Origin of the sequence: Filibacter tadaridae, assembly GCF_900609045.1 — a bacterium.
Classification (GTDB): Bacteria; Bacillota; Bacilli; order Bacillales_A; family Planococcaceae; genus Sporosarcina; species Sporosarcina tadaridae.
Genome location: NZ_UXAV01000024.1, coordinates 1 through 5,061 on the forward strand (window position 1 = coordinate 1; position 5,061 = coordinate 5,061).

At 43.2% G+C, this 5,061-nt stretch carries 6 protein-coding genes; 3 read left to right on the forward strand and 3 right to left on the reverse strand.

Annotation, left to right across the window (positions count from 1 at the left end):
- Positions 1-335: 335 nt before the first annotated feature.
- A complete protein-coding gene (floT, locus tag FILTAD_RS04400) occupies positions 336-1,868 on the reverse strand; it encodes a flotillin lipid rafts scaffold protein FloT (protein ID WP_124069307.1) in 1,533 nt (510 codons plus the stop codon).
- A gap of 20 nt (positions 1,869-1,888) precedes the next feature.
- On the reverse strand, positions 1,889-2,422 hold the full coding sequence (locus FILTAD_RS04405) for an NfeD family membrane protein (RefSeq protein WP_124069308.1): 534 nt from the start codon (positions 2,420-2,422) through the stop codon (positions 1,889-1,891).
- Between the two features lie 299 nt (positions 2,423-2,721).
- Between FILTAD_RS04405 and FILTAD_RS04410 the strand changes: the two genes are divergently transcribed.
- The 3 genes from FILTAD_RS04410 (at position 2,722) to FILTAD_RS04420 (ending at position 4,712) form a co-directional block, all read left to right on the forward strand.
- On the forward strand, positions 2,722-3,342 hold the full coding sequence (locus FILTAD_RS04410) for a DUF47 domain-containing protein (RefSeq protein ID WP_124069309.1): 621 nt from the start codon (positions 2,722-2,724) through the stop codon (positions 3,340-3,342).
- An 11-nt stretch (positions 3,343-3,353) separates the two neighbouring features.
- On the forward strand, positions 3,354-4,352 hold the full coding sequence (locus FILTAD_RS04415) for an inorganic phosphate transporter (protein WP_124069310.1): 999 nt from the start codon (positions 3,354-3,356) through the stop codon (positions 4,350-4,352).
- 159 nt (positions 4,353-4,511) lie between these two features.
- Positions 4,512-4,712 (forward strand): cold-shock protein, encoded by a 201-nt coding sequence (locus FILTAD_RS04420; protein ID WP_124069311.1) that lies wholly within the window; start codon positions 4,512-4,514, stop codon positions 4,710-4,712.
- 162 nt (positions 4,713-4,874) lie between these two features.
- Here FILTAD_RS04420 and FILTAD_RS15765 read toward each other — a convergent pair.
- Positions 4,875-5,061, reverse strand: a 187-nt coding sequence (locus FILTAD_RS15765; protein WP_160117559.1) for a hypothetical protein, incomplete at its 5' end; no start/stop codon positions are given.

Genomic DNA, 5,061 nt, shown 5'->3' on the forward strand with positions numbered 1-5,061 from the left:
TTCCCCCCTGCCTTTATCTCTTGGCGGTTTCTTTGAGCGCTTTCCACTCTTGTTTGATCGCTTGGCGGTTTCTTTGAGCGCTTTCTGCCCTTGTTTGATCGCTTGGCGGTTTCTTTGAGCGCTTTCCACCCTTGTTTGATCGCCCGGCGGTTTCTTTGAGCGCTTTCCACCCTTGTTTGATCGCCCGGCGGTTTCTTTGAGCGCTTTCCACCCTTACTTGATCGCTTGGCAGCTTTTTTGAGCGCTTGGCCATTTCCTGCTTAACAAGTCTTTATTCCCAACAAAAATAGGGCCTGGAGCGTGTTGCGCTTCCAGGGCCCTACTCGTGTAAAAATTTATTCTTCTTCAGTTGTTGCAGCTGGTTGCATGTTCGAAGCTTTCACTTCGTGCGTCAACTGGTCAAGACTCGGCCGTAAGGTGCCTTTACCTGCATAACTTTCCAGCATTTCTTTTACGTCAATACCGGATGATGCTTTCAGTGTTTCTTGCAATGTCGACATGAGGTTTGTCGCGTACGATGTCACTTTATTGGCACCGCCGCCTTCTCCACTTCCCGTGTCAACAACTGTAATTTTATCGATATTGGCAAGTGGACTAGCAATTTGTTTCGCATATTCCGGAAGCATACCTACAATCATATCCAGAATAGCTGCTTGCCCGTACATCTCGAATGCTTCTGCAATTTTTCTTTTCGCTTCCGCTTCAGCAAGACCTTTCAGTCGGATGATATCGGCTTCCGATTCACCTTGCGCACGTAAGGAATCCGCTTTCGCTGTACCTTCAAGTCGAACTTTTTCGGCATCCGCCTTTGCATGGGCTTCAATACGGTACTTTTCAGCATCTGCTTCAGCGAGTTGCCGTGATTTATCGGCTTCCGCATTTTGTTCAATTGCATAGCGATCCGCATCTGCTTTTTTCTTCACTTCGGAATCGTACTGTTTCTCGCGACGTAGGATTTCTTTTTCTTCTAGTTCAATTTGCTTTTGACGTTCGATGATACGAATTTGCATTTCCTGCTCCATAACTTCCTGCTTGGAGCGTGCTGTTTGCAATTCGTACGCTTGGTCGGCACGCGCTTTTGCAATGTCTTGGTCCCGACGGTAATCCGCCACTTTCAATTGATTTTCTTTTTCAGCTTCCGCAATTTCAGTCGCTCGTTCAATTTCCGCTTTTTGTGCTTCTTTTGACGCTTCCGCATTTTTAATACGTGTTTCTTTTTCAGCCTCAACAGTAGCAATATCAGCATCACGCTTCACTTGTGCAATACGTGGTTTCCCAAGTGAATCGAGATAACCGTTTTTATCGCGCACGTCCTTAATGGTAAATGAAACAATGATGAGTCCCATTTTTGCAAGGTCCTGTGAAGCTACACGTTGCACTTCTTGCGAGAATTTATCACGATTTTTATAGATTTCTTCTACTGTCATGGAACCCAGAATGGAGCGTAAATGGCCTTCCAATACTTCTTTCGCTTCGTTTTCACGATCTTCTTTTGATTTACCTAAAAATTGTTCGGCTGCTGTTGCAATTTCGGAAATCGATCCGCCGATTTTAATAATTGCCGTTCCGTCTGCCATGACAGGCACGCCTTGTTCCGTGTACACTTCAGGCGTTGTCACCTCAAGCTTGCTTGACAGTAGGCTAAGTGGTGCGGCTTGTTGGAATATCGGGAAGACGAATGTTCCGCCCCCTCGAATGATTTTCACACGGTTCCCCGAATCGTCCGTATGTACATTTCCTGATCCCAAATAACTTCCTGTTACAATAAGGGCTTCATCCGGTCCTACCGTTCGGTATTTCGTAATGTAGATGAGAATGACAGCCAGTAATACAAATGCAACGACTCCAATTGCAATCCAAATTTCCATCTTTCATTTCCCCCTTTTTCTTATTTGAAGCGAAACGGTTCATATTCTTTAACGATAAATGTACCATTCCTTACTTCAATGATTAACACTTCTTTTCCGTATTCGATTGCCGTATTTTCATAGCCCGACGCTCGTTTTGAAAGGATTCCATTGACCGACTCGATGACAATCTCACCGAAGCCATCGACCGGGACAGGGACGATTACCTTAGCAACTTGACCCGCGAGCGACTCATCCGTATAAGCGAGCGACACCTCGGCAGATTTTAATGGAAGAAGAATAAAGAAATATAGAAGTAAATCGAGTATGAATGCGACGGCAAGAGCAACCCCGAGAATAAGCCAACTATTCCAAGCTGTAACAAGTTCTGCTATATAGCCGATTGCTGCGACAAATGTTATGTATGCAAGTATGACTGCTGGATCTAAAAAGGGAATCCCTTCACCGATTCCATCTGCCAAGTCACTCAAGAATACATATAGTAACGTTGCAATTCCCGCGATAATCAGTGTGAATAAGTACACCTGCACAATTGGTATCCCAAACAGTTCCATTTCTTCACCTCCGATTCTACTCTTTTCTATCTCAACTATATATACGCATAGATACGTTATAAGTTTCAATTTGCTGAAAATTTGTTGCAAGGCTTTATCCGGAGCTATCTAACTGGTTTTTCTGCCGCAGTTGATAGCTTTCGGTCGACTCTTTCGCTAATTTCCGTTTAAAAAGTCGTCTTCGTGACAATCGTCGTTTTTTTGCTCGAAAAGGGTGTCGAAATTTGTTTTTTTTTGTATAATTCTTTGCTATGATAAGTATACTAAAATTGAATTCCGGAAACGGATGGAGGCCAACGATGCTCAGTTCACGAAAAACAGATCCTTTTTTCACATCTCTGTTAACGATTGCGGAGAGTGTGCAAGAAGCTGTTCACTATGCAAACGATTTTAAAGTTCACTCAGTTGCAGATTTGAAAGAAGTAAGCATTAAGCTAAAAAGCTACGAAACCGAGGTTGACACACTTATCCACGAGCTCATTACAAAGCTCAACAAATCATTCATGACGCCAATTGAGCGTGAAGATATTTTGCAGCTGGCCATTAAAATGGATGACATTTTGGACGGAATCGAGGAATTTGCAGCACATCTAGAAATGTTCTCACTTACTGAAATTGACGTGTATGTGCAAACATTCATGGATAACATTGTAAAAAGCACGGATGAGATTGTTAAAGCAATGAAATTACTTTCCCGAAGAAAACTTGTTGAAATGCGTGACCATGCAGTTATCATCAAGGAATACGAACGGATTTGTGATGACGTTCTTCGTACATCCATTAAACAACTTTTCATCAGTGAAAAAGACCCAATTCGGATCATTCAATACAAGGATATTTACGAACAACTTGAAGACATTGCGGATTACTGCCAAGATGTAGCCAATACAATTGAAACCATTATTATGCGTAACGCGTAAGGAGGAGCGAAATGGATACAGTTCTCCTTCTTACCATACTTGTCGTCATTTTCGCTCTTGCTTTTGACTTTATCAATGGCTTCCATGATACAGCTAACGCGATTGCAACATCCGTTTCAACACGCGCATTGAAGCCGCGCCCTGCCATTATCATGGCAGCTACCATGAACTTTGTCGGGGCACTTACATTTACGGGCGTCGCCAAAACAATTTCCAAGGATATCGTTGATCCATTTGCGCTAGAAAACGGGGCACTCGTCATTTTAGCTGCGCTTATTTCAGCAATTCTTTGGAATCTTATCACTTGGTATTTCGGCATTCCATCCAGTTCTTCCCATGCGCTAATCGGGTCTCTTGCTGGTGCTGCTATTTCTGCAGCCGGATTTGGCATTTTGAACTATGGCGGATTTGTAAAGATTTTGCAGGCACTTCTTATTTCACCGTTCGTCGCAATTGCCGGTGGTTTTTTGATGATGTCACTGTTCAAGGTTTTATTGAAAAACAGGAATTTGTTCAAGGCAAACAAGCGAATTCGTTATTTGCAAATCGGTACAGCTGCCCTTCAATCATTCACCCACGGGACAAACGACGCGCAAAAAGCGATGGGTATTATTACGCTCGCATTAATTGCTGCTAATTTACAATCAACGGACGATATTCAAATGTGGGTTCGAATTGCTGCCGCAACTTCCATGGCTATTGGTACATCAATTGGCGGATATAAAATTATTAAAACTGTCGGCGGTAAAATTATGAAAATACGCCCCGTGAACGGAATTGCGGCTGATTTATCATCCGCTGCCATCATTTTCGGAGCGACACTTATTCATTTACCGGTCAGCACAACTCACGTTATTTCATCTGCCATTATGGGTGTAGGCACGGCACAGCGCGTAAAAGGAGTAAAATGGGGCGTTGCAAAAAACATTGTTTTGACATGGATTATTACATTGCCGGTTTCAGCAACAATCGCGGCGATTACCTATCAACTCCTTAACTTGTTTTTTTAATTCAAACATTTCCCTTGCAATGTCGTTTCGCCCATGCTATGATAAAGAAGAATTATTTTTGTTCGGCGTGAAGGTCTAGAAATACATCTTGACCGCTTCAAGACTTGAGCAAGGATAGTAACACAATGTATGCACAAAGCATACGAGGAGGAAACAAACATGGAACAAGGTAAAGTAAAATGGTTTAACGCAGAAAAAGGATTTGGCTTCATCGAACGCGAAGATGGCGACGATGTATTCGTACATTTCTCAGCTATTCAAGGCGAAGGATTCAAATCACTTGAAGAAGGCCAAGACGTATCATTCGAAATCGAACAAGGTCAACGCGGACTTCAAGCTACAAACGTTACTAAAAACTAATTTGAATTTAACCATTCAAAAGCCAATCCTTTAGGGGATTGGCTTTTTTCTTTGTTTTAACTTGGAATTCTTATCACGATATTTATCGTTTTTATTACCGTCTTAAAGTGAAAAGTCGAAACGATAGGAGAAATGCACCCAGATATATGCCTGAGTGCATTTTTATTTTGAATCGGAGTAGGTTTCATTGGAGGGATTGATCGCTTCGGCAGGATGTTTGAGCGCGCGGGCCGGTGGATTGATCGCTTCGGCGGCATGTTTGAGCGCGCGGGCCGGTGGATTGATCGCTTCGGCGGCATGTTTGAGCGCGCGGGCCGTGGATTGATCGCTTCGGCGGCATGTTTGAGCG